22 protein-coding genes are annotated in these 22247 nt (G+C 49.1%); 4 read left to right on the top strand and 18 right to left on the bottom strand.

The window, feature by feature from the left end:
• Window positions 1–4: 4 nt before the first annotated feature.
• From ACI2NF_RS01250 to ACI2NF_RS01270, 5 genes are read right to left on the bottom strand one after another with little or no spacing between them, the layout of a single operon-like run.
• Entirely contained in the window at window positions 5–1174 is a 1170-nt protein-coding gene (locus ACI2NF_RS01250) for a complex I subunit 1/NuoH family protein (protein WP_400149347.1), read from the bottom strand.
• A 4-nt stretch (window positions 1175–1178) separates the two neighbouring features.
• A complete protein-coding gene (locus tag ACI2NF_RS01255) occupies window positions 1179–2324 on the bottom strand; it encodes an NADH-quinone oxidoreductase subunit D (protein ID WP_400201818.1) in 1146 nt (381 codons plus the stop codon).
• On the bottom strand, window positions 2325–2807 hold the full coding sequence (locus ACI2NF_RS01260) for an NADH-quinone oxidoreductase subunit C (RefSeq protein WP_400149349.1): 483 nt from the start codon (window positions 2805–2807) through the stop codon (window positions 2325–2327). It abuts the gene before it with no gap.
• 2 nt (window positions 2808–2809) lie between these two features.
• A complete protein-coding gene (locus ACI2NF_RS01265) occupies window positions 2810–3376 on the bottom strand; it encodes an NADH-quinone oxidoreductase subunit B (RefSeq protein ID WP_177971208.1) in 567 nt (188 codons plus the stop codon).
• Complete coding sequence (locus ACI2NF_RS01270; RefSeq protein WP_177971211.1) at window positions 3367–3729, bottom strand: NADH-quinone oxidoreductase subunit A; 363 nt, start codon at window positions 3727–3729, stop codon at window positions 3367–3369. The genes ACI2NF_RS01265 and ACI2NF_RS01270 overlap by 10 nt, the downstream gene beginning before the upstream one ends.
• Before the next feature lie 133 nt (window positions 3730–3862).
• Here ACI2NF_RS01270 and proC point away from each other — a divergent pair, with 133 nt between their 5' ends.
• Entirely contained in the window at window positions 3863–4669 is an 807-nt protein-coding gene (proC, locus tag ACI2NF_RS01275) for a pyrroline-5-carboxylate reductase (protein ID WP_400210971.1), read from the top strand.
• A gap of 55 nt (window positions 4670–4724) precedes the next feature.
• On the opposite strand, the gene ACI2NF_RS01280 is transcribed toward proC, so the two are convergent.
• From ACI2NF_RS01280 to ACI2NF_RS01300, 5 genes are read right to left on the bottom strand one after another with little or no spacing between them, the layout of a single operon-like run.
• The gene (locus tag ACI2NF_RS01280) at window positions 4725–6476 is read right to left on the bottom strand and encodes a TIGR04190 family B12-binding domain/radical SAM domain protein (protein WP_400210972.1); all 1752 of its coding nucleotides are present in this window, start codon (window positions 6474–6476) and stop codon (window positions 4725–4727) included.
• Between the two features lie 15 nt (window positions 6477–6491).
• Window positions 6492–7274 (bottom strand): polyprenyl diphosphate synthase, encoded by a 783-nt coding sequence (gene uppS / locus ACI2NF_RS01285; protein ID WP_400146810.1) that lies wholly within the window; start codon window positions 7272–7274, stop codon window positions 6492–6494.
• Window positions 7274–8224, bottom strand: coding sequence for a tRNA(Ile)(2)-agmatinylcytidine synthase (locus tag ACI2NF_RS01290; RefSeq protein WP_400146812.1), 951 nt, complete (start codon window positions 8222–8224; stop codon window positions 7274–7276). Before ACI2NF_RS01290 ends, uppS begins: the two co-directional genes overlap by 1 nt.
• Window positions 8224–8865, bottom strand: coding sequence for an RNA 2'-phosphotransferase (locus tag ACI2NF_RS01295; RefSeq protein ID WP_400146814.1), 642 nt, complete (start codon window positions 8863–8865; stop codon window positions 8224–8226). Before ACI2NF_RS01295 ends, ACI2NF_RS01290 begins: the two co-directional genes overlap by 1 nt.
• Before the next feature lie 4 nt (window positions 8866–8869).
• Window positions 8870–9760 carry a bifunctional 5,10-methylenetetrahydrofolate dehydrogenase/5,10-methenyltetrahydrofolate cyclohydrolase gene (locus ACI2NF_RS01300; RefSeq protein ID WP_177971223.1) on the bottom strand — a complete coding sequence of 297 codons (891 nt, stop codon included), beginning with the start codon at window positions 9758–9760 and terminating at the stop codon, window positions 8870–8872.
• Between the two features lie 349 nt (window positions 9761–10109).
• On the opposite strand from ACI2NF_RS01300, the gene ACI2NF_RS01305 reads away from it, so the two are divergent.
• Window positions 10110–11501, top strand: a complete 1392-nt coding sequence (locus ACI2NF_RS01305; protein WP_400210973.1) for an ATP-binding protein — start codon at window positions 10110–10112, stop codon at window positions 11499–11501.
• Window positions 11502–11655: 154 nt separating this feature from the next.
• Window positions 11656–12768: an ATP/GTP-binding protein gene (locus ACI2NF_RS01310; protein ID WP_400196589.1), complete on the top strand. Its 1113-nt coding sequence runs from the start codon at window positions 11656–11658 to the stop codon at window positions 12766–12768.
• A gap of 90 nt (window positions 12769–12858) precedes the next feature.
• Here ACI2NF_RS01310 and ACI2NF_RS01315 read toward each other — a convergent pair whose 3' ends face one another.
• The 5 genes from ACI2NF_RS01315 to ACI2NF_RS01335 are packed head-to-tail and all read right to left on the bottom strand — an operon-like array spanning window position 12859 to window position 17879.
• The gene (locus ACI2NF_RS01315; RefSeq protein WP_400151568.1) at window positions 12859–13671 is read right to left on the bottom strand and encodes a polysaccharide deacetylase family protein; all 813 of its coding nucleotides are present in this window, start codon (window positions 13669–13671) and stop codon (window positions 12859–12861) included.
• Window positions 13668–15176 carry an AMP phosphorylase gene (locus tag ACI2NF_RS01320; protein ID WP_400148484.1) on the bottom strand — a complete coding sequence of 503 codons (1509 nt, stop codon included), beginning with the start codon at window positions 15174–15176 and terminating at the stop codon, window positions 13668–13670. Before ACI2NF_RS01320 ends, ACI2NF_RS01315 begins: the two co-directional genes overlap by 4 nt.
• Window positions 15173–16411, bottom strand: a complete 1239-nt coding sequence (locus ACI2NF_RS01325) for a RuBisCO large subunit C-terminal-like domain-containing protein (RefSeq protein ID WP_400148486.1) — start codon at window positions 16409–16411, stop codon at window positions 15173–15175. The genes ACI2NF_RS01320 and ACI2NF_RS01325 overlap by 4 nt, the downstream gene beginning before the upstream one ends.
• Window positions 16412–16417: 6 nt before the next feature.
• Window positions 16418–17326, bottom strand: a complete 909-nt coding sequence (locus tag ACI2NF_RS01330; protein ID WP_400152408.1) for a ribose 1,5-bisphosphate isomerase — start codon at window positions 17324–17326, stop codon at window positions 16418–16420.
• Window positions 17327–17366: 40 nt separating this feature from the next.
• Window positions 17367–17879, bottom strand: coding sequence for a ribonuclease III domain-containing protein (locus tag ACI2NF_RS01335; protein ID WP_400148556.1), 513 nt, complete (start codon window positions 17877–17879; stop codon window positions 17367–17369).
• Window positions 17880–17940: 61 nt separating this feature from the next.
• On the opposite strand from ACI2NF_RS01335, the gene ACI2NF_RS01340 reads away from it, so the two are divergent.
• Window positions 17941–19434, top strand: coding sequence for a hypothetical protein (locus ACI2NF_RS01340; RefSeq protein ID WP_177971238.1), 1494 nt, complete (start codon window positions 17941–17943; stop codon window positions 19432–19434).
• On the opposite strand, the gene ACI2NF_RS01345 is transcribed toward ACI2NF_RS01340, so the two are convergent.
• From ACI2NF_RS01345 to fsa, 3 genes are read right to left on the bottom strand one after another with little or no spacing between them, the layout of a single operon-like run.
• Window positions 19431–20447: a class I SAM-dependent methyltransferase gene (locus ACI2NF_RS01345; RefSeq protein ID WP_400148491.1), complete on the bottom strand. Its 1017-nt coding sequence runs from the start codon at window positions 20445–20447 to the stop codon at window positions 19431–19433. The two genes, ACI2NF_RS01340 and ACI2NF_RS01345, sit on opposite strands and share 4 nt — an antisense overlap.
• Window positions 20444–21595: a geranylgeranyl reductase family protein gene (locus ACI2NF_RS01350; protein WP_400149956.1), complete on the bottom strand. Its 1152-nt coding sequence runs from the start codon at window positions 21593–21595 to the stop codon at window positions 20444–20446. Before ACI2NF_RS01350 ends, ACI2NF_RS01345 begins: the two co-directional genes overlap by 4 nt.
• 4 nt (window positions 21596–21599) lie before the next feature.
• Window positions 21600–22247 (bottom strand): fructose-6-phosphate aldolase, encoded by a 648-nt coding sequence (gene fsa / locus ACI2NF_RS01355; protein ID WP_400148495.1) that lies wholly within the window; start codon window positions 22245–22247, stop codon window positions 21600–21602.

Genomic DNA, 22247 nt, shown 5'->3' on the forward strand with positions numbered 1-22247 from the left:
GGCATCACATCCACCCTACCATCTTTATCGCGACGACGATCGCGAGGTTAACGACGGCCAAAGGCATAAGGACCTTCCAACCGAGGTTGACGATCTGGTCTGTCCTGACACGAGGCATTGCACCCCTTGCGATCGCGAAGAATGCGAACACGAAACAGACCTTCAGTACGAACATGATCTCAGCACCCCACCAGTCCGTTGGGAATGTGGGAATTGCCCATCCGCCGAGGAACAGGATGACGATGAATGCGCATGCCACGTATCCTCTGAAGTAGTCTCCCAACATGATGAGACCCCATTTCATACCGGCATACTCTGTCTGCCATCCTTCGACGAGCTCAGCCTCTGCTTCCGAAAGATCGAAAGGCACACGCTCCGACTCTGCGATAGCGCAGATGAAGAACACGAAGAAACCGATGATCTCAGGGACGATGAACCACATGTGGTCATTCTGGAAGCTGATGATGTCGTTGATACCGTAACTTCCTGCAAGGAGACATGTTGAGGCAAGGATTATGAGCATCGGGACCTCGTATGAGATCATAAGCTCGGCTGCCCTCATACCTCCGATAAGGGAGTACTTGTTGTTCTGTGACCATCCTGCACACAGGATGAGGAAAGGCGCCAATGCGAAGATACCGAAGAGGATCAGAAGACCTACCTTGTAATCTACGATGAACCACCTTTCGGAGAGAGGCACCATACACGCCAAGAGGACCGATGTACCGATGACGAGCGAGAGGCCCCACCAGTAGATCTTCTTGTCGATCGCTTTGGGTGCGATGTTCTCCTTCATGAATGTCTTAAGACCGTCAGCCAGACACTGGAAATATCCGAGAGGACCAATCTTTGTAGCACGCCTGTCCATGACCCTTCCGAGGATCTTACGCTCTTCCCAGATCATCGTCAGGTTGATGACGAAACCGATGGCGAATATGACGACGGCCATCATCACGAGTGTGAGTCCGTTCATCATTCCATCGTCGACAAGGAATTCCGAGACGCAGTTACCAGGGACGATCAGGTTGATCAGCCATGCGAGAAGGCCCAACAGGACCTCACTGAGTTTGTAACCGATATCGTACGGCAGGTTGTACACATCACCGAAGGGGTAATGCGTGTTGTCTAGCGGATTGTTGTACACAATCCAATCTAATATGCTGCTGTATCCCATGTCATCACCTGTCCGTCTCTCCGAGACACATATCGATCATGGCCATGATCGATGGGATATCTGCGATCCTCACTCCCTGCACCATGTGCTTGGATGCGGAGACGTTGACGAAGATCGGACTGCGGACCTTGAGCCTGTATGGCTTGTCCGTACCGTCGGATACGAGATACATTATACTCTCTCCACGGGGATCCTCGATCTTCGCTACATGGGTTCCTGCGGGAACACATCTCGGCACTTTCACACGGCTCGGGGCTTCCTTCGGAAGGCTCTGGAGCTTCTTGAATGACTGTCTGATTATCTCACAGGATTGATACATCTCCTCAATCCTGATGAGGAACCTGTCATAGGTGTCTCCACCCTTCGTGCTGTTCTTGTTGAGGACGGGGACCTCGAATTCGAGTTCTCCGTATGCATCATAGGGATCGTCCCTACGTACATCGTAATCGACACCGCAACCCCTCATCGCCGGACCGGTGACTCCCCAGTTGGCGACATCTTTGGCTGTGATGTATCCGATTCCCTTCATACGTCCTACGAACGGCGAGGAATCGGTGGAAAGCTTGAGGATCTCAGGAAGTCCGACCTGTTCGAACCTCTCTACGCATCTCATGCAGTCCCTCTCGAAGTAGTAAGGCATATCGTTCCTGACACCTCCGATACGGGGATAGTTGGTAGTAAGCCTCTGACCGCAGAGTCTGACGTTAAGATCGAGGAAGAACTCCCTCTCCCTGAGTGCCCAAAGGAACACTGTCAGGTTACCAAGGTCGGTACCCACTGCAGCCAACCACATCAAGTGTGACTGGATACGACAGATCTCATCTGCGATCACACGGAGGTACTGTGCCCTCTCGGGAACCTCGATGTCCAATGCTTCCTCAACGACCTTACAGTAGACGTGTGACCATGTCATCGACGCTGAATAACAGAGACGGTCTGCCATGGGAATGATCTTGGGGTAGGTCCTGTTCTCACATTCCTTCTCCCATCCGCGGTGCAGATATCCGATCTCAGGCTCTGCATCGGTGACGATCTCTCCGTCAGCCTTGATCCTGAGGGTCCAAAGTCCGTGTGAGAACGGGTGCTGCGGACCCATCGTGATCCACATCTTGTCCGTATCCATACGGTTCTCATACTGATTGTCGGTCATTTACTCCTGCCCCCTCAGTTTGTATGACTTCCTGAATGGGTAGAACTCATAGGAAGTCGGTGTGAGCAGTCTCTTGAGGTTGGGGTGTCCTTCGAATATGACTCCGAAGAGCTCATATGTCTCCCTCTCGTGGAAGTTGGCTCCCTCCCAGATGAGTGCAACGGACGGGATGTGGAGATCTCCATCAGGCAGATCCACTGTGATCTCGACCATGATGCCTGTGAGGTAGTTCGTTATATGGTAAACGACCTGGACCGTATCGATGTAATCGACGGCACAGACACTTGTCGCCTGCTCGTAGTTGAGTGTGTCGTGGAGGAGTTTACAGAGGTCGTAGATGGTCTCCCTATCCGTCGACATGTAGATCCTTCTCTTCTCGTTGATCGCTTTGACATTCTTCTTAGTGGACTCTTTGAAGACGACTTTGTCTCCGAAAGTGCCCCTGATCATTGCGATCGTCTCTTCATAACTCGGTGCATCCATGATCAATCATCCACCGCGAATACGCCTCTTCTGAAGTAGGCGTCGATCTTCTTCTGCAAAAGTAGGAATCCATCGATCATCGCATCAGGCTTGATCGGACAACCGGGGATGTAGACATCCACAGGAACGATCTGATCAAGACCCTGGATGATGTTGTAGGAATCATACCAAGGACCTCCGGAGATCGCACATTCTCCCATAGCTACGACCCATTTAGGTTGGGGGATAGCCTCATACAGACGCCTGATATCCGGACGGAGCTTCTTGGAGATCCATCCATTGATGAGCAGGATATCTGTCTGCCTAGGGGAAGAACGGTAGATCATACCGACACGTTCTGCATCATATTTCGGTGCCGATGCTGCTGCCATCTCGATAGCACAGCATGCAAGTCCGAAATGCAGAGGGTGCATTGAGTTCCTCATAGCCCATGCCCATACAGGACCAGTCAATTTGTCGACTGCCCTTTTGGTACCGGCGCTCAACATATCGTTGATCATTGCCGATGACCAGGTCATGAACTCATCTGCGCTCATAGCAACGGCATGTGGGTAAAGGCTCATATCCATATGGTTTCCTCCTTTTTCAGAGCGTAAGCCACTCCTAAGAGAAGCATACCGAGGAACAGGATAACCCAACATTTCCCGATGTCAGAGAGACTCGAGAAAGCTACGGACCAGACCATAAGGAAGGTAGCAACCAGGTCGAAAACGACGAAGATGATACCGAACGAATAGTACTGGAACCTGAACTGAACACGTGCCTGACCAATAGGTTCAGAACCGCATTCATAGGTCTTATCCTGCCACGCAGTTACTCTCGTAGGCCTAATGAACCTCGAAACGAACCATGCCAATGGTGCGAACCCGAACGACAATATCGCCAGGACGAACCATGGTAGATAATTCACAACTAGTGACATTGGTCTTCATGCAGGCCATATAATTATTAAAACCCTTTCTCGCGCACGTTCTATTATTATAGGTTAAAAAGGGGAAAAGCAAGTGGACGGACAAGAATATATAACAGCAGGAACGGATTGTCTAATCGATAACATGTCTATGAGGATAGGTTTCATCGGTGCTGGGAAGATGGCGACTGCCATGATGGAAGGCATCATCGCAAAAGGTCTCTGTGCCAAGGATGATATCATCGCATGCTGCAGAACGGAATCCACGAAGAAGAGGGTCGAAGAGGGGATCGGAGTAGAATGCTTCCTCGATGCTAAGCCGGTCTTCGAGGGGTCGGATGTCATCATCATCGCCGTGAAGCCGAATCAGGTGAAGGATGTTCTTGTTACGAATATCGAAGCCATAACTACGAAAAAGCTCATCATAAGTGTGGCCGCAGGGGTCAAAATCAGTACCTTAGAAAAGTATGTGCCAGACTGTAAATTCGTACGGGTTATGCCCAATGTTTGCAGCACAGTACTCGAAGGAGCTTCGAGTTTCACTTTGGGCACCAATGCAACAAGAGAGGATGCCACGATCGTAGAGTCCATATTGAATGCGATAGGCATGTCATTCGAGATATCCGAGGACAAGATCGATGCTGTCACCGGATTGAGTGGAAGTTCCCCTGCATACATGTTCATGGTCATCGATGCGCTTGCGGACGGAGGTGTCCTGATGGGACTCCCAAGGGATCTCGCTCTCAGACTCGCAGCACAGACCATGCTCGGTTCAGCCAAGACGTACCTGGAGACGGGCCTTCATCCCGATGTTCTCAAAGATAGCGTATGCTCCCCTGGAGGTACGACGATAGAGGGCGTCAAGGTACTCGAGGAATCCAACCTCAGAGCCGCGCTGATAAATGCTGTGAAAGCTAGCGCAGTGAAATCGAAGGAGATGAGCAAGGACTGATGTCCTTGCCCCTTCTTTTATTATTATAATTATATAGAATATTGTAACGGGACCGTCACTGACAGATCCTTCTCTTACCTCTGTTGAATGGAAGATAGGATTTGAGCAATCCTGCTGCGACGCGAGGTGCATTGGACCAAATGGAACCGGTAAGCCAATCGAGATCCTTCTTGTTGTTGATGGTCGAGTTCATCAATTCCTCACCTTCCCTCTTGATTCCCCAGAGCTTATCATTACGCTCGGCGTCATCCTTTATCGTCATGATCTCGTCGATCCTTCTCATGACATCACGTGCATACTCTGTCCTCTCCACACGTGAGGTGTACATCTCCTCAGGGATACGTCCGGCCTCGAACTCTATCTTGGCAAGCTCGTTCGCACAGTCATACGATGTCTCTGCGATCTGATCCCTGTTCATCCATTTGGTCTCATAGGACAATACGAGCTTCCATGATGGGTTCTCAAGCAATGTCCTGTGCTCCTCCAGCGTCCTTGCGAAGAATCTGTATCCCCATTTCTCAGGATCCTCGAATGCCCTGCTCCCAGGATCGACGAATGGTGCGAATGGTGCGTTGTAGATGAAGAGTCCGTCATCCTTCTTGACGGAATCCCACAATCCTTTCGCAGCCCTAACACTGTCCAATGCGGATTCCCTCGTCTGTGATGGCAATCCTGTCATGTAGAAGAGATCGAAACGAGTACATCCATTGTTGAATGATGATGTCACCGTCTTCTCTATCGAACGGTTGTCATAACCCTTGCCCATGGCCAATCTGACGACCTCATCATGTGAATCCGGTGAGAATTCCATCGAATACTCCCCAATATAATGATTGACCATGCTGAAGAACTCGTCACCAGCAGGCAAGAATATCTCGAATGCTATGTGATTATCGACCCCAAGGTCATGGATGTTCTTGAAGAGACGCTCGGCATAGTCCTTCCCTCCCTGTCTCGGATCACCTATGATGAAGACAGGCGTCTTCAGGTAATCTCCAGCCGCAGCTATGTCCTCAGCTAATTTCTCAGGACTCCTGAATGCTGCTTTTCCTCTACAGAGAAGTCTCTTATTGGCTTCATGCGAACCTCCGCACTCCGCACAGTTGAGCGAACATCCCCTTACCGTGAAAACGGACAACATAGGGAGTTTGTCCCACCCAAGCCATGGGAGGGCACCCTTTATGTCCATGTGTTTCATGGTGTTCTTGATCATCGTACCGTAATCGAACTTCACCCAATCCAGATCATCCGGTATGAATGATACCTCATTCACATGGACCTTACCATCCTTATCCTTCCATGCAAGGTTCGGGATATTCGAGAAATCAGTACATCCCTTCTCCAACGCCTGCATCAGCTTGACATGAGGGATCTCTGTGGAATCCCCGCGCATGACCATGTCGATCCATGGCATCGCCAAGAGTTCCTCGTAGAAGTATGATGATGAGAATCCTCCGAACTCGACTATGGCATCAGGATGGTACTTCTTGACTATCTTTGCCAATTCCACAGCACCGTGACAATGCGGCATCCAATGGAGATCGATGGCGTAGACCTTCGCATGCAATGATTTGATGCGTTTCTCCACATCGAAATCCTTGCTCTGAAGCATCTGCACAGCGATGTTGACTATCCTTGTCCTGAATCCCGCAGCCTCGAGATGCGATGACATCGTCATGAATCCTATCGGATACATCTCGAACACCGGCGTGGATGGGACCACGTCACTGACCGGCCCATAGAATATGGGCTTCTTTCTGAAGTCGTAAACGCTTGGTGCGTGTAAGAATATTATATCATCTGCCATCTTGAGTCCTCCATCTCATGTACCGTAGCGCCTACTGCGCTGTTGGTACGACCTTATCGCCCTCAGGAAATCAATGTACCTGAATCCAGGCCAGTACACATCCGTGAAATATAATTCAGAATAAGCCAATTGCCATATCAGGAAGTTCGATAACCTCAACTCGCCTGATGTCCTCAACACCAGATCGGGGTCGGGATCATCGGATGTGTAGAGATGTCCGGAGATGCTGCTCTCATCGATATCGGATATGTCGATCGCGCCATCCTTCACCTTGCGTGCGACCTCCTTGACAGCACTCACGATCTCCTGTCTCCCTCCATAAGCAACGGCTATATTGAAACGGTAGTTCTCATAATCCTTGGTGCGTTCCTCGACGCACTTCACAGCATCCATGAGCTGTTCGGGTGCCAATTCACGGTCACCGATCATCCTCACATGTATCCGATTCTTGTGGACGCGCTCATCATCCGCCAACTCATACATCGTCTCGATTATCAATTTCAAGAGATAGTCCACCTCGGAATCCTCTCTTGAGAAGTTCTCTGTGGATAATGCGTATATCGTCAGCACACGGATGTTGAGTTTGAGGCACCAGTTCAGTACCTCCTCCACCTTATCCTTACCACGTCTATGACCTTCGCTGGTATCATCCGTCTTGAGCACATCCTTCGCATATCTGCGATTGCCATCCATTATTATGGCGACATGCTTCGGCATCTGACCTTCGAGGACCTCCTTCTCCAACTTGGCCTCGTAGAGGTCGTACGTGGCATTGGATACGAAATCGGTGAATCCCATTACTCAAAATCCTCCGGGACTCCTGCGGACCTCACGCCAAGATCGAAACAACCGATGGCTGCGACAGCACCGATGACGCCTTTCTTACCAGTGATGTAGATGATCTCCACATCATTCTCCTCGGCGACCTTGATCGCTTCCTCAGGGGTGTAAAGCACGCTCTTCGCGTTCCAACTCCATTCTACGAGAGCATCCGACTGCTTCAGACCTGTGAATACTGTCATGACGGTATCGTCGGAATATGATTCCTTCCTGATAAATTCCTTACAATAATCCACCAATTTATCCAATTCTGATGGTTTGACAGCGAATGATACCGCTGTGGAACAGCAGTTGGTGGTCTTGTTGGGTGCTTTCGGGTTCAACTGTACGATCTTGTGCTCCAGGAACCTTCCGTATGGGCATGACATCCCCATCTTCAGTGATGCGACCCATGATGCCCCCTGTTGTGGGGTATCGGTATCATCGACACCGATGATCACTCTGATCATCTTCGGAGTGATGATCTCCGTACATGCTCTGTATGCTCCGCCGATCTTGAAATCGTCAGGATATATCGTCTCTATGACACCGTCAGCCTGCGGGAGACACGCACCGATACCGACACTAGCTCCAGCGATACCTCTCCATTTGGTGTGGACCATGTCGCCTACAACTTTGAGGGACTCCAATCCCTGTCCGCCAAGCTCAGCGGATGCAGGGCCGAACTTCAATTCCTTCTCGCCCACTACGGCATCCATGATCAAGGTGTGTCCGTCAAGCTTTATGTCTGTGATGACACCGCCCGTACGTTTCCTGTTGACGATATCCCACTCCATCGGCCCTCTTGCTGTACATACCTCTATGATCTTGGCGAGGCCGTTCTCCTCATCGACGATCGTATACAAGCCCTTACTGAACATAGGCCCATACTTCTCGCGGACCTCCTCAGGCTTCAAGGAATATGGCATTACTCCAACTCCTCTTCGTAGATGATCCTCATGCACTCGGCAGGGACCTGTTTGCAAAGGAATACCGTTTTGGCTGCCTTTCCGATGTCATAACCTGCATCGAAACATGCATTCGTATCGATCGCGAGTATCACCGGATTCTCTACACGCACAGAGCCTGCGGCGAAAGCATCATCGTATGTTAACGAGAGATGCACCATCGACCTGTCGGAGGGCATGAGTCCTGCCTCAAGGATGATCTCCGCCTCCTCCTCTGTTGTGGGGTAGTATAACTCGTCAGGTATGTTATCCGTATCCAGCCTGAGATCCAATGGGATCGTGTGACCGTATGTCGCCCTTATCTCATCGCCTGAGACCTGATACCTACCTTTGGAATCCGTGTCTGCTAAAGCGATTATGTGATGTGGTCTGAGCCAATGCATACGCGGATTGTTCTCCTTCACCTTGGATACGATGTCCTTGATCCTCACGAATCCCTGGTCATCCATCTTGAGGTTGAATCTCCCATGCCTGAGTATGCCTGCCATTGTCCTTCCGAGCTTCTCCAACTCGTAATCGTTCATGATGAATTTTCCTTCTTCACCGCAAACCGGGCAATATTCGTCACGGAAATATCCGTGTTCCTCACATTCTCTCATCATATTATCACTTTTGAGCTTGAATTGAAAGTTCTGCAGCCTTGACCACATTATCCATAAGAGTACATATCGTCATCGGACCGACTCCGCCTGGAACAGGTGTTATTGCGGAGACATGATCCTTGATATCATCGAAATCCACGTCACCGACAAGCCTCGTTCCCTTGGGGCTGTCAGGATCATCTATCCTGTTGACGCCTACATCTATGATCACGGCACCTTCCTTTATCATATCTTTCTTGATGTATAGTGGCTTACCGATACTTACGATCAGTATGTCCGCCTGACGTGTGATCTCTGAGAGGTTCTTTGATTTTGAGTGGACGACGGTGACCGTTGCATCCCCCCCTATGCCTCTCTGCATCATCAATGCGGCCATCGGTTTTCCCACGATGTTGCTTCTTCCGACGACCACTATATGCTTTCCTTCGGTGCTTATCCCTGAACGGATGAGCATCTGCTGCACACCGCCTGGTGTCGCAGGAAGGAACACGTGATCGCCGACCAACATCCTACCTACGTTCTCAGGGTGGAAACAATCGACATCCTTCTTCGGGTCTATCGCATTGATGATCTTGTCCGTGTCTATATGATCGGGGAGCGGGAGTTGTATGAGGTACCCGTGTATCATCTTGTCCTCATTCAATTGTTTGATCTTTGAGAGAAGATGTTCCTCGGTGATGTTGTCGGAGAGATAGATCATCTCCGATCTGATGCCCAATTCAGCACATTTCTTCTCTTTGGCCTTGACATATACCTGTGATGCTGGATCGTTACCGACCATCACAGCGGCCAGTCCAGGTACGACACCGCATTCTCTCAACTTTGCGATCCTGTCTCTAATCTCATCGTAGATTCCAGCGGATATGTCGGTTCCTTTGATTAAAGAGCATGTCATCTGGGCACCCTATCTTAACCGAATGTTCAAAATGTATATAAAGACACATCAGAGGGAGTCGGTCTCGATTCTTGTAACTTCGGAGTTGTTCCATCTCTCTGAAACTACGATCATCATCCCCTATGTTGTTGTAGTGTGTTCATTGTCTTAAACATGACTCGATCCCTATGGATTTCTCATTCCGACCTCATTGACCTCGGTCGTAAGTTTACAATCCCTTGTGATGAGGTTATTGATGGAATAATCATGTTTTGTAAATCTCTGAATCAGAAAAATTAGCTAATAAATCTTGATTGATAAAGAAAAATTAGCTGATAAATCTATATGCGATGTGAATTATGATAGCAATATGCTCAGAAGAAAGATCTCCGACACATTGTCTGAATGGAAAGGGCGTCCACACAAATGCCTCTTATTGAAAGGACAGAGACAGGTCGGAAAGACGTTCTCTATCAGAGAGTTCGCCAAGACCAACTATGAGAACTATGTGGAGTACAATCTGAGTACGAATAGATCAAGTAGGAACATCTTCGAAAATGATCTGGAAGTGGATTCTCTGATATCTGCGATGAGACTGTTCAGCCCCGACGTAGATATCCAACCAGGAACGACATTGATATTCTTGGATGAGATCCAAGATTGTCCGCGTGCCAAAGAAGCTTTGAAATCCTTTACTTTGGATGGAAGATATGATGTGATAGCCTCAGGATCCATGTTGGGTGTCGACATACCGAAGGATCTCGATGACGAAGGTTCTTGGAAATCTGAAAATGATATCGAGCCTCTAGAACCCACAGGATATGATGAACAGATCACGATGTATGCATTGGATTTTGAGGAATTCTGCTGGGCCAATGGGATAAAGGAGAGCGAGATCTCCAAGTTGCGCGAATCCATAAGGGAAAAGAAAGAAATCGGGCCCGCATTCATGGATGTGTTCAGTAGACTGTTCAGGGACTTCATGCTGGTTGGCGGTATGCCGGAAGCAGTTCAGACATTCATCGACACCAAGGATTATGCCCTCGTGGGAAAGGTGCAAAGGAACCTGTTGGAATCTTGCTACAGGGATATCGATCGCTACAACAGGAGCATAAATCGTGTGAAGGTCCTGGATTGTTTCAAAAACATCCCTGCACAATTATCCAATTCTAATAAAAAATTCATGTTTTCAAGAGTGGATGGTGGAAAAAGTCGCAATTCCGCTTTGAAGTACAAAGGCAATATGTTATGGATAGAGGGAGCAGGATATGGTAATTTTGTATACTCGCTCAACTCCATCGAGAAATCATTGAGAGGGCATGAGGTAAGGGATCAATTCAAGGTGTATCTATCGGACACAGGCATGCTGATGGAGATGTATGGAAGACAGGCTAAACAAGACCTTTATTCAGGCAATGTGGAGCTGAATAGCGGCGCTATAATGGAGAACGTTGTCGCAGAGAATCTTATGAAATCAGGATTCCACATGTGGTATTATCGCAAGAATAACGGCCCTGGAATGATGGAGATAGATATGATCATCGAACTTGGGAACGATGTTGCAGCCATTGAGGTAAAATCCGGAAAGAAAAGAGACGCCCCCTCTATTTCGAAAGTCGATAAGATCTTCAGAGTGAAAAGAAGGATCAAATTCGAAAGATCTGACATCTACGTCTCGGAAGATGGTATCGAGCACGATCCGTTGTTCGCATCCGCGTTCGTAAAAGAAATGGAAGACGTCTGGGATGGGCCTGCATTCTGATCTATCGGAGAATTCTCAAACATCAATGATCCTACGTACACACAGGGAGTTATTAGCTTCATCCCGCACTGAATACGAGAGTTGTCCGTAAAGATATGCATTATATACTGCGACTGAAATAATATGCCGTAAAAAAATTACGGCACGTGATAGTATGTTGAAGAGATTCGCAGTCAAGAACTATAAGAACTTTAACGGACGCACTGAGATCTCATTCGATAATGTCAGAAACTATGAGTTCAACAAAAAATATGTGAAAGATGGGCTCCTTAACAAGATAATCGTTCTTGGAAAGAATGGTTCTGGAAAAACAAACCTTGGATTTGCCATATTCGACATAGTTGTCACCCTTACGTCCAATCAATACAACCCGTATCAGACAGACGATGCTTCATTCCTTAATGGAGATAGCACAGAGAAGTATGCAACGTTCGAATATGAATTCAAACAAGGCGATAGAACGATCAGATATGAATACAGAAAGGCACACCCTTTCGAAATAGTGTATGAGAGATTGGAAGTTGATGGCGAATTATATTTTTCCAGAGATGGAGATGAATCTGATTATACGCGTTTGAAGAACGAATGCGCCAATGATCTTCAGATCGACATAAAGAACGGCCCGATGTCTGTGTTAAGATTCGTATCATCCAATACGGTTCAGGACGAACATTCGCCAGTGTCTTTTATCATGAATTTTGTCAATAAGATGCTGTATTTCAAATCAGATATCGAAGGGAATTCATTCATCGGCCTCGATAGATATGGTGAGACATTAACGGATTTCATCATAAACAATGGACTTGAGGATGATTTCAAACGCCAACTCAATGAATTAGGGGATATCGACGTCGATATCGAGTGTGTAAAGATACAAGGTATGCCGGGTACGATCGTTCAACGGTTCAAAAATTCACGGTTAAATTTCCAGAACATAGCATCATCCGGGACCAAGACATTCATGCTCTTCTACTACTGGAGCAAAAGATTCGATGATGTTGAATTCCTGTATATGGACGACTTTGATGCACAGTACCACTATGAGATGGCATTGAATGTGCTAAGATTCGTTGCCGGGAGAATGGATTTCCAGGCCGTCTTTACAACGAATAACACAGCACTTCTCAGTAATGACATATTACGCCCAGACTGCTATATGACCATAGGAAAGGATGGAATCAGATCATTCTCGGATTCCACCGAAAGAGAGATAAGAAAAGGTCACAACATCGAAAAATTATATCGTAACGGAGAATTCGACGAATGAACCTATCACTAATCGCTGAAGAGACCAAAACAGAACATCATTTCTTCGAAAATGATCAAGATCCATCAAGACTTGATATGATCGGAACATTCACGACATCGTCCTAGTTGCCTCAGCCATACTCATCGGCCTGAATCCTTCATCTATCAGTGTCTCCAGGATCCAACGTATGGATGATATGTTCTCCTTGACCTTATCATCATCCAATTTCCCTGAACCTTGTGTCTCACAGACATGCCAACTATGCGTCACCAATACGAACACACCGTCATCCAATCCCCTTGCCATTGAGACGATGTCCTCCTTGGGCCTCTTTCCCTCGTGCACAGGCCAAAGATATGACGTTATCGGATTACCGAGAGCATCATTGGCCTTCACGACAGGTATCTCCAAGAGACCTCCATCCAACCGATATGGTCTGACGACACTGTCCGCATACACATAATATGATGAATCGTACGTGATACCGTATTCAGGCAGGAATGAGAGGAGATCCTCGTTCGCCAACATGTAGGGGGAACGGAATCCTTTCGGACTCATACCCGTGCAATCGCGTATCATCGAGATAGATCTCTCCACGATCTCCCTCAATTCCCCATAGTCCAATGATATGCCTGTCTTCAGACCGGTCAGATCCTCATGGTCCAAGCCATGCATCGCGACCTCATATCCATCCAGATGCTGATATGCTCCTGATGAGTGGAGTGCTCTCGCCTCAGCGAAGAATGTCGCATCGATATGCAGCGAATCCAACATCTCCACCAACAGTTCTGTCCCTCTAGCAGTGGATTCGAACCTTGGTTGTGTACCATTGCCTCTATCGAAGGAACCTGCCTCGCGTCTTCCTTTGACAGGGATGTTCACATCCCTGTCAAGATCGACTGTGAAGCACAATGCCTTCATCTGATCGCCTTTCCAGCCTTCTCTATGAGCATGCCTTCGATATCGATCGGCTGGAGCCTTATCGACATGTCCTTGGCACGCTGACATTTGGATTCGACATCGGCATAGATCTCCATGATCACGTCGCCCTTCTCGACCCTCTGGCCCTTCTTCTTCAGTATAAGCAGACCTGCGCCCTTGTCCCCTGGAGCGCCTGCAGCCCTGGCGATCTGTACGAGATCCTTGTTATCTATCGTATGGACATATCCGCTGGATGTGCTGAGGATCTCGAGTTTGTACTTACCGGGTTTGAGATCATCGGCTTTGAGATTGGGGTCACCGCCCTGTGCGACGACGATCTCCTTGAATTTCTTCAGTGCCTCTCCGGACTTCAGGATCCTCTCGGCCTCTTCCGTACCGTTAGGTATCCCACCCATCTCCAATATGATGCCTGCGAGTTCACATGCCTTCTCGATCACACTAGATGGATGATCCCATCCTTCGAGGATACGTATGCACTCCCTTGCCTCCAGATTCGGACCGATGGCGCTGCCGACAGGTTGATCGCCATACGTGACCGCGCATTCGACATGCATACCTAACTTGTCACCGAGTTCCATGAAATCGCGTGTGTATGCCCTTGCCATCTCTATCGTCGGGACCTTCGTACCAGGGCCTGTGGGGATATCCACCAGAAGGTGTGTAGCACCAATCGCAAGCTTCTTGCTCATGATGGATGCCAACATCTGTGCCCTCGGATTGATGCCGAGCGGATTCTCAACGCTTATGACCATATCATCCACGGGAGCGAGGTTCATAGAACCTCCCCATGCGAGAACTCCGCCCACTTCTTCCGATATCCTCTTGACGCTATCGGCATCGAGTTCGACGTTACAGAACGTCTCCACGAAATCGGATGTACCGCACGCACTACTTATCGCGCGAGAAGATGTCTTCGGAAGCATCAGGCCTGCGGCCGCCACTATGGATACCACGATCGGCGTGACCTTGTTACCGGGAACGCCTCCGACACTGTGGAAATCGAACACAGGTGTACGCTCAAACTGTATGCGTTCACCCGTATCCACCATGGAATTCGTGAAATCAGCTATCTCATCGATATCCATGCCGTTGATGTACAATGATGTCAGCCATGCGGATATCTCGATCTTGGAGAGTTTGTTCTCAAGTATATCGACCACGATGGAATTGATCTCATCCTTCGTGAGTTTCTGATTGTCCATCTTCTTGCGTATGCCCCTTACGGATTCCGGCTTGGGCGAGAACATCACCGAGACCTCGTCCCCTTCGGAGGCACCTATCTTCTCTATGACGTCCTTCGGGACCAATATGCATCCTTTCTTGACCACACTGTCGGACCTGTTGGCGATCATGACGTACTGCCTCTTACCGCATATCTGTACGCGTTCGCCCTCTTTGACACCGATCTCCACACAATCGCGATCGTGTATTATCGCCCTTGGTTCTATGGATTCGACATCGTATGCGTTGACTATAAGCTTCATCTCTGTCCCCACTTTTCCAATGCTATGCGGAGTTCCTCATGATCCTTCGCATATTCCTCTACGGGGATGTGTTCGAATGCCGCATCCACGGCCTGTGACATCGCCATGGCGCCCTTCATCACGCCTCCGGGGTGTCCTGCGACACCTCCTCCTGCCTGTATCTGAACGTCGAAACCCGATGCCTCTATGATCCTGCCCACGATACCAGGGTAAACTCCGCCGGAACATACGGGCATCACCGTCCTATAAGGCACGGTGATGTCATCGAGACATGCATCGAGGTTGTGGTGATCCCTCGGATCACCAGACATCTTACCGACCCCGAGCGTACCGATATGTAATGCATCTCCGCCGCACATACGTACGATCTTCGTTATCGGAAGCATGGATATTCCGTGCAACGGATCTCTCGTCATCGCACCATGCATCGTCCTGTGGACGTGTATCGGCACCTTTATCGACGGGTCCTCCGCCAGTACCTGTACCGCAGAGAATCCGCAGGTGATGACATCCACCATGATCTCCCTCGCGCCCCAGCTCTGTACCTTGTCAGCCAATTCCAGGATCTTGTGTCCCGCTGTGCTGATGTTTATCGCATGCATCATCTTGTGTCCCTCAGACTCCAGACGATCCAATGCCTCTGCTACAGCGACGGTACGGTCCTCTATGGGGCAGAACGTCTGATCCACAAGAGTCTCGTCATCCTTGCTATTGGTCAATCCGCCCTTGCCGGCTTCATAAACGTAATCCGCGAACTCCTTCGGAGGGAGTCCGATCTTCGGTTTGACGATCGTCCCTACCAACGGTTTCTTCGGACGGTCCAATTCCTTCCTGATACCTTCGATACCGAACTTGGGCCCTTTGAATTCCTTCAACATGGACTTCGGGAAGAACACATCCTCCAATCTGAGCTTGCCGATGGATTCCAATCCAAAGAGATTGCCTGCGATCACACTCAAGATCTGAGGTACCGCTCCCACCTCGAGACTGAAATCCGCCACGGGATATGCTATGCGCACCGTATCCTTGCCGATCTTGTTGACGCGTGCACCATATTTCTCGAACACATCGTCATTGAGTGTCGTTATACCTGTCCACGTACCCGTGGACTGTTCCGCGGCGATAGCCTCTGCAGCCTTCTCCATCGGCATCTCCGTGGTGACACGGTAATCGCAGATGACGAAGGAATCCGGATCTATGTCCTCTCCCAAATGGAGATAAGAATATGTCTTCATTCCAAATCAATCCTCGTTGAATAATTCTACAATCGTTTCCCTTGCTGATGACGGGGATATCATCCCCAACTCTGTGATGTAGTATGTTATGTATCTTCCAAGCGTGCGGTCGAACACAGGGTTGTATATCTTCACCGTATCAGGCACCTCGCCTTCCTTGGCTATCTCCCTTATGTCACGCACCTCTATCTTGACGTCGTCCCCATTGAGCGTCAATGGGGAGAACTTGTATGTCTCCGCACATGCGTAGAACGGTATCCCTTTCTCATGGGCCACCAATGCCAATTGGGATGTGCCCACCTTGTTCACCAGCGTACCCTGTGCGGTGACCGTATCGGCACCAACGAACACCTTGTTGACGTTATCCATCATGAGGCATGCTGCACTGTCGACGATCAATGTGACATCTATGCCCGCATCCGCCAATTCCCTTGATGTGATCAAACCCTGTCTCCATGGTCTGGTCTCTGTGGCGAACACCTTGATGTTCTTTCCCTGCTCGTGTGCCCTCTTCAGTGTGGATATGACCGCACTGCTGTTACAATGGGTCATGATCACATCGCCATCACGTATGATGGAGGAGCCCAATTCGGCGATCGAATTGACCGCTTCGTATGAATTGTCTATGAATTCCTCTGCGCGACCCTTGATGGTCGAAAGTATGGCATCGACATCCGTTTCCTTATCGATCCCCTTCAACGATGCCATCACACCGTTGTAAAGGGACACCGCCGTAGGTCTAGATTCTATGAGCGTCTCCTTAGCATCCTCGATGTCATGCATCAACGTCTCCCTATCATCGCCTTTGTATGTATCCGCAAATTCATACAACGCAGATGCACAGGCCCTTGCGATCCTGCCTGCTCCGCGTATCCTCATATCCTTGATGGCCTTCGCGGTCTCTTCAACATCCATACTCGCACATCGGGTTGTGTGATATAAAAGCTCGACCACATCAATCCACGCTGGGCGCAAGGACTTCCGTCACTATCCTCTTGGCCTCATCCATACCACAGAGAACATATGTCGCACCGATGAGGGCTTCGAAAGAATCTGCCCGCATGTTCTCCTCCACGATGTTCTTCCTGCCGTTCCTATGACCATGCCCCACCAACATAACGGAATCGATATCCAATCCGTATGACAACACCCTGTCAGAGATCTTCTTGTTAGCGACAATATCCTGCTTGAAATCGGTCATGCTCCCTTCTTCCAATGTCGTGTGTTTGTAAACAAATTCACATGCTATGAACTCAAGGACAGCGTCACCGAGGAATTCCAAACGCTCGTACGATGGCAATAGAACAGGTTCCGGAAGATTCAACGCCTCGCTGCAATAACTGTCATGCGTCAAGGCGGAACAATACAATGACAGCTCATCCTCATTCAGGGACCTCCTATGGAATGGTGCTCTGGCCATGAACTCCCTGACCTTCTTCCTGTGTGCTGCTATCTCATCCGAAGCCATCTTCACACGACCTGAACGTCAATCGGTCATATTTATATCATTATTTACTATATCATCGCTTATGGCCGGAAAGAAGATGAGGCTCAGAGGCATAAAGCGTACACCGAAGAGACTCGAAAGTGATATCATCGAAAGATCCAAGGCACTTTGGGAGGATCCATCTCTGATAAGACCGAAATGTGCAGGGAAATGCTTCCTCTGTCCGTTCGATAGAACGTTCTCATCCATATCCAAGGTCAACAAGATCAAGGACAATCCAGATGCCCTCGTGAAGATGGCATCGAAAGGTGACGATGATATCTTCAAAGCGTATTGCGCCACGATATCGCTCTATGCCGCAGGATCCGTACCCTATCTAGCAACGGCCAAACTCGCAGGCGAGGAGGTGTCATATGCACAGAGAGGCTCTGTCGGCAATGACAAGCTCATCGGCATGCAATATTACAATGACCCTAAGATCAGGCTTCTCATGTACAGCGGTGTAGCCAAGAGGAAAGGATTGCACATCTATTCCTTCGGCGACGAGATCGTATGTTCAAAGAAACCGAACATGCCTGTGGATTACATCTATGATACATTCTGGGATACCCCATACGAATTCGATAACGATGAGATAACCTGCGGACATGATTCTGACGGCATACTTGTGATCAGAGTGAAATCAGCGGATACAGAGATCCGCATATGCAAGGATTGCGCGAAGGACGTGTCCACACTCCAATTCCTGATCTCGAGGTTCGTCGGAGGGGATCCTCTCGACGATATAGAGGTGTTCGTGGAGCACAGCTATCACAGCGAAGGTTCGGAAGGAAGAACGCCTGTCAAAGGCGATGACCTCAAGAAATACTCCCTCGGCATCATGACCGATGTGAATGTGTTGAATATGGTATTGAGAGGCGAGATAGGTTCACTGAAGAGCTCGGATTCAGCTACATACATCATCGGAACGAAGAACTACGGTTCCGATGTCGGATCGTTCCTCAACGATCTCGTCGGGAGCGATGCCGAGATCACCGCGCTCAGGACATATCTCTCAGAGAATCCCTCGATATCCGTCATCGCGAAGAACAACAAAGCATCCGATGCACTCCTTTCCATATGGGGTGATGCACGCAGGATCATCGCGGCATTCACCAACGATGACATCGCGAACTCGTTCAACGATCCCTCGAAGATGAATCCTGCTCAGGTTATCAAAGAAGCCCATCAGAAATACATATCGTATGATGTGGTGTCCAAACTCCCTGAGTTCAAGAGACCTGGGGAGGCAACAAGACACGCGGATGCATATGCGAAGGCATACAAGGTCGGCGGCGCAGATATGCTGAAGGAATGCATATCCGAGATCGTACCGAAGGACAAGAAGATGCGTTCGATGGCCAAGGCATTCTGTGACATCGCATCCATCGATGTGATCAAATACACGGATGATGAGGCAGAGTTTTCACAGTTCCTGCTCCCATTCGTCGAACAGCTCATCAAAGCCGAAGGCGATGATTACAGGGATAAGATGAACACGCTTCTCACAGCATTGGGCTGCGGGGAATCCGTCTAAAGTATCCTGATATCCGCGACATAGTGCGATACGGACGGGGCGAAGGATTTGACCTCGTGGATACTTTCGATCTCATACCCTCCAGGGCATTCCCTGTCGAATATCTCCTTGATCCTATCCTCATATTCGTGCACATAGAATGTGTCGTGATAGTGTATCATCCCACCAGGCTTGATCATCTCCAATGCCTTCGGTAGGAATTCGGATGTTATCTGTACGTATCCCATCAATATGCGATCCGCAAAATGTGTCCCGAGATCGAGATCGCGATTATCCGAGAGTATAGGTTCGACGATGTCCTTCACATCATTGAGTTCGACATTCTTTACGAGGAACTCATATGAATCCGGATTCTTCTCGCATGCATATATCTTCGAAGGATGAGCGAACTTGGCCAAAGGCAATGTGAAGTAACCGATACCGGCGAACATGTCGACTATCGTCTCACCGCTGCAATCCAGATCCTTCATGCGTTCCCTCTCATCCACATTCCCTGAGGCGAACATGACCTTGGTCACATCCATATCATACAGCACACCGTTCTCCAATCTGACATCCTCTGTCCTATCGCCGTGTATGATCTCCGTGGTAGGTCTTCTGAACTCTCCTGTGACGCCCTGACGATCCACGCATATGGATTCCATGCCGAGTTCCTCAGCATACACATCACCGATGCGCTCCTTATACGGTTCAGCGGATTCCTTCAGCACTATGATCGCTATCCTACCGACATACTCCCACCTCATGGGCAGTTCCCTGATCACATCCTCCGGCAGATCCGATAACGATGCCTTTATGCGCTCCTGTGGCGGGATCCTATCCCTTGAGTATGCTTCCCCTTCTGTGATGCTATAACCCATGGACGATACGATGTCCTCTTTCCCATCCTGTATCGGGACCAAACGACAACCATCGCCCTTCGATATCTTCGCATTGCGGTTCACGAGGTCCTTCCTCATCAGGAGGGGTATCGTTTCCGAGGCCTCCTCCACTGGGATCATCGCAAGCTTCATCTGAACAGCACCTTCAATCCTATCGGTAATCCGACCTTCATGAACGTCGGATTGATAAGAGCGTACTTGGCGACACTGCTCGTGTTGTCTATATCAATGTCTCTCATCCTCTGACGTAATCTCTCATCGGAGAAAGCAGGATACATCTTGCAGAAATCATCGTTGTTCATCTTCTTGTACAGGGATCTCATGAGACAACCGTTCCTGATCTCCTTGCCTATCTCCGATCTCCAACCTTTCTCATATCCTGACATCATCCTTCTGCTGAAATCATCCTTCTCGAATGCCTTATCGACTATTCTCTTCAGATGGGGTGCGGATCTGACGATAGGTGAGAGTCCCCCTCCGGATATCTGCTTTATCTGGCCGGCAGCATCCCCGATCAACATCAGATTATCAGAATAAGTCGTCCTCCGACCGCCCATGGGTATCTTCCCGCAGTATTTCCTCAGGATCGTCTCATCCTGCAGGCCGGACCTCTTGAGAAGCACCTTCATGTATTCGGATGGTGGACCTGCACTCCGTGACGTGCACAAACCCACACGTGTGAAATCACCGCACGGTATCACCCATGCGAAGAAACCTGGAGCTATATCCGTCCCGAAAAGCAGATCGATCTTATTCTGCACTTCGGATCTGTGATCCATATCGAAGACCATACCTCTGACGTACTCCTTCGGTTCATTGTTACCGAGACTCGATGCGACCTTCGACGAATGTCCGTCCGCACCGATGATCATCTTCGATTCGATGATCCCCTTGGATGTCTGCACAGAGACCTTACCATCCTTCACGGCATGGGAGATGTATCTTGTGGATAGAGATATCTTCGCACCGGATCCTACTGCCCTCTCAGCCAATCTCTGATCCAATACTGCCCTATCGGTGACGATCATCCTCGGCCTATCGGATTCTATCGTCAATACCTTCCCGTCAGGGAATATAAAATCGGATGCGTCGATGACACTGTACTTCGGTACATCGATGCCTAACGCATCCGCGCACTCGACGGATAGGAAACCCGCACATTGTGCGGGCTTACCTATCACATCATGTTCTTCGATGACAAGTACATCATGATCCTTAGCCAACAGGTCAGCCGTGATTGTACCGGCTGGTCCGCCTCCGACCACGATGACATCATACATAACATCACTGCTTCTTCGATTTCTCGTAATCAGCAATGAATTTCTGTATACCCTCATCCGTCTTCGGGTGGGATACCATCTTCTTCAGCACATCATAGGGGATGGTCGCGATGTCACATCCTGCGAGCGATACATCCAACACATGAACGGGGTGTCTGATCGATGCTGCGATGATCTCTGTATCGAAATCGTAATTGGAGTAGATCTGAACGATGTTGGAGATGAGATCCGTACCATACTCTCCGATATCATCGAGACGTCCGACGAATGGGGACACGTATGCTGCACCTGCCTTTGCTGCCAACAATGCCTGCTGTGCGGAGAATATGAGTGTCACATTCACTCTTATTCCCTCTTCCCTGAGCTTTGATGTAGCTTTCAATGTCTCGATGCACATAGGGAGCTTGATCACGACATTGGGATGGATCTTGGCCAACTCGCGTCCTTCCTTCACCATCTCGTCAGCTGTCATCGACATGGCCTCTGCGGAGATGGGGCCGTCCACGATCTCTGCGATCTCTTTGATCCTTGTCTTGACGTCCACTCCTTCCTTAGCGATGAGACTAGGGTTAGTGGTGACTCCGTCAACGATCCCCCAGCTGTTGATCTCCTTTATCTGATCCAAATTTGCAGTGTCTATGAAAATCTTCAT

Origin of the sequence: Candidatus Methanarcanum hacksteinii, assembly GCF_964305265.1 — an archaeon.
GTDB classification, from domain to species: domain Archaea; phylum Thermoplasmatota; class Thermoplasmata; order Methanomassiliicoccales; family Methanomethylophilaceae; genus Methanarcanum; species Methanarcanum hacksteinii.

What these genes read in the sequence shown, in the direction of transcription:
- ACI2NF_RS01290 (WP_400146812.1), bottom strand. Translation starts at nt 8,224, where the DNA reads ATGCCATATTCCTTGAAGCCTGAGGAGGTCCGCGAGAAGTATGGGCCT.
- ACI2NF_RS01330 (WP_400152408.1), bottom strand. Translation starts at nt 17,326, where the DNA reads ATGGATGTTGAAGAGACCGCGAAGGCCATCAAGGATATGAGGATACGC.
- proC (WP_400210971.1), top strand. Translation starts at nt 3,863, where the DNA reads ATGTCTATGAGGATAGGTTTCATCGGTGCTGGGAAGATGGCGACTGCC.
- fsa (WP_400148495.1), bottom strand. Translation starts at nt 22,247, where the DNA reads ATGAAGATTTTCATAGACACTGCAAATTTGGATCAGATAAAGGAGATC.
- ACI2NF_RS01320 (WP_400148484.1), bottom strand. Translation starts at nt 15,176, where the DNA reads ATGAAGCTTATAGTCAACGCATACGATGTCGAATCCATAGAACCAAGG.
- ACI2NF_RS01335 (WP_400148556.1), bottom strand. Translation starts at nt 17,879, where the DNA reads ATGGCTTCGGATGAGATAGCAGCACACAGGAAGAAGGTCAGGGAGTTC.
- ACI2NF_RS01295 (WP_400146814.1), bottom strand. Translation starts at nt 8,865, where the DNA reads ATGATGAGAGAATGTGAGGAACACGGATATTTCCGTGACGAATATTGC.
- ACI2NF_RS01300 (WP_177971223.1), bottom strand. Translation starts at nt 9,760, where the DNA reads ATGACATGCTCTTTAATCAAAGGAACCGACATATCCGCTGGAATCTAC.
- ACI2NF_RS01270 (WP_177971211.1), bottom strand. Translation starts at nt 3,729, where the DNA reads ATGTCACTAGTTGTGAATTATCTACCATGGTTCGTCCTGGCGATATTG.
- ACI2NF_RS01310 (WP_400196589.1), top strand. Translation starts at nt 11,656, where the DNA reads ATGTTGAAGAGATTCGCAGTCAAGAACTATAAGAACTTTAACGGACGC.
- ACI2NF_RS01280 (WP_400210972.1), bottom strand. Translation starts at nt 6,476, where the DNA reads ATGGCAGATGATATAATATTCTTACACGCACCAAGCGTTTACGACTTC.
- ACI2NF_RS01350 (WP_400149956.1), bottom strand. Translation starts at nt 21,595, where the DNA reads ATGTATGATGTCATCGTGGTCGGAGGCGGACCAGCCGGTACAATCACG.
- ACI2NF_RS01255 (WP_400201818.1), bottom strand. Translation starts at nt 2,324, where the DNA reads ATGACCGACAATCAGTATGAGAACCGTATGGATACGGACAAGATGTGG.
- ACI2NF_RS01325 (WP_400148486.1), bottom strand. Translation starts at nt 16,411, where the DNA reads ATGAAGACATATTCTTATCTCCATTTGGGAGAGGACATAGATCCGGAT.
- ACI2NF_RS01250 (WP_400149347.1), bottom strand. Translation starts at nt 1,174, where the DNA reads ATGGGATACAGCAGCATATTAGATTGGATTGTGTACAACAATCCGCTA.
- uppS (WP_400146810.1), bottom strand. Translation starts at nt 7,274, where the DNA reads ATGGGATTCACCGATTTCGTATCCAATGCCACGTACGACCTCTACGAG.
- ACI2NF_RS01315 (WP_400151568.1), bottom strand. Translation starts at nt 13,671, where the DNA reads ATGAAGGCATTGTGCTTCACAGTCGATCTTGACAGGGATGTGAACATC.
- ACI2NF_RS01265 (WP_177971208.1), bottom strand. Translation starts at nt 3,376, where the DNA reads ATGGATATGAGCCTTTACCCACATGCCGTTGCTATGAGCGCAGATGAG.
- ACI2NF_RS01305 (WP_400210973.1), top strand. Translation starts at nt 10,110, where the DNA reads ATGCTCAGAAGAAAGATCTCCGACACATTGTCTGAATGGAAAGGGCGT.
- ACI2NF_RS01340 (WP_177971238.1), top strand. Translation starts at nt 17,941, where the DNA reads ATGGCCGGAAAGAAGATGAGGCTCAGAGGCATAAAGCGTACACCGAAG.
- ACI2NF_RS01260 (WP_400149349.1), bottom strand. Translation starts at nt 2,807, where the DNA reads ATGGATGCACCGAGTTATGAAGAGACGATCGCAATGATCAGGGGCACT.
- ACI2NF_RS01345 (WP_400148491.1), bottom strand. Translation starts at nt 20,447, where the DNA reads ATGAAGCTTGCGATGATCCCAGTGGAGGAGGCCTCGGAAACGATACCC.